The sequence below is a fragment of the Streptomyces sp. NPDC050423 genome, from assembly GCF_040655445.1.
In the GTDB taxonomy this organism is placed as follows: domain Bacteria; phylum Actinomycetota; class Actinomycetes; order Streptomycetales; family Streptomycetaceae; genus Streptomyces.
Genome location: NZ_JBFAJY010000085.1, coordinates 1 through 1,572, shown reverse-complemented (window position 1 = coordinate 1,572; position 1,572 = coordinate 1). Strand labels below are relative to the sequence as shown.

1 rRNA gene (only partly in view) is annotated in these 1,572 nt (G+C 55.8%); it reads left to right on the top strand.

The annotated features are described in order from the left end of the window. Window positions 1–1,550 (top strand): 23S ribosomal RNA (locus tag AB0I52_RS32650) (it extends 1,674 nt beyond the left edge of the window). Window positions 1,551–1,572: the final 22 nt, after the last annotated feature.

Here is a 1,572-nt window from a genome sequence, read left to right as displayed (position 1 = left end):
CCGATCTCTTCGGAGTTGAGGGTAGTGGTGGAGCCGATGAACCAGACTTGTATTAGGTAAGCGATGGGGTGACGCAGGAAGGTAGTCCAGCCCGGGCGGTGGTAGTCCCGGGGTAAGGGTGTAGGCCGTGTGGTAGGTAAATCCGTCACACATTAAGGCTGAGACCTGATGCCGAGCCGATTGTGGTGAAGTGGATGATCCTATGCTGTCGAGAAAAGCCTCTAGCGAGTTTCATGGCGGCCCGTACCCTAAACCGACTCAGGTGGTCAGGTAGAGAATACCGAGGCGTTCGGGTGAACTATGGTTAAGGAACTCGGCAAAATGCCCCCGTAACTTCGGGAGAAGGGGGGCCATCACTGGTGATCCGATTTACTCGGTGAGCTGGGGGTGGCCGCAGAGACCAGCGAGAAGCGACTGTTTACTAAAAACACAGGTCCGTGCGAAGCCGTAAGGCGATGTATACGGACTGACGCCTGCCCGGTGCTGGAACGTTAAGGGGACCGGTTAGCTGACTTTCGGGTCGGCGAAGCTGAGAACTTAAGCGCCAGTAAACGGCGGTGGTAACTATAACCATCCTAAGGTAGCGAAATTCCTTGTCGGGTAAGTTCCGACCTGCACGAATGGCGTAACGACTTCTCGACTGTCTCAACCATAGGCCCGGTGAAATTGCACTACGAGTAAAGATGCTCGTTTCGCGCAGCAGGACGGAAAGACCCCGGGACCTTTACTATAGTTTGATATTGGTGTTCGGTTCGGCTTGTGTAGGATAGGTGGGAGACTTTGAAGCGGCCACGCCAGTGGTTGTGGAGTCGTCGTTGAAATACCACTCTGGTCGTGCTGGATGTCTAACCTGGGTCCGTGATCCGGATCAGGGACAGTGTCTGATGGGTAGTTTAACTGGGGCGGTTGCCTCCTAAAGAGTAACGGAGGCGCCCAAAGGTTCCCTCAGCCTGGTTGGCAATCAGGTGTTGAGTGTAAGTGCACAAGGGAGCTTGACTGTGAGACCGACGGGTCGAGCAGGGACGAAAGTCGGGACTAGTGATCCGGCAGTGGCTTGTGGAAGCGCTGTCGCTCAACGGATAAAAGGTACCCCGGGGATAACAGGCTGATCTTCCCCAAGAGTCCATATCGACGGGATGGTTTGGCACCTCGATGTCGGCTCGTCGCATCCTGGGGCTGGAGTCGGTCCCAAGGGTTGGGCTGTTCGCCCATTAAAGCGGTACGCGAGCTGGGTTTAGAACGTCGTGAGACAGTTCGGTCCCTATCCGCTGTGCGCGTAGGAATATTGAGAAGGGCTGTCCCTAGTACGAGAGGACCGGGACGGACGAACCTCTGGTGTGCCAGTTGTCCTGCCAAGGGCATGGCTGGTTGGCTACGTTCGGAAAGGATAACCGCTGAAAGCATCTAAGCGGGAAGCCTGCTTCGAGATGAGTATTCCCACCCTCTTGAAGGGTTAAGGCTCCCAGTAGACGACTGGGTTGATAGGCCAGATGTGGAAGCCCGGTAACGGGTGGAGCTGACTGGTACTAATAGGCCGAGGGCTTGTCCTCAGTTGCTCGCGTCCACTGTGTT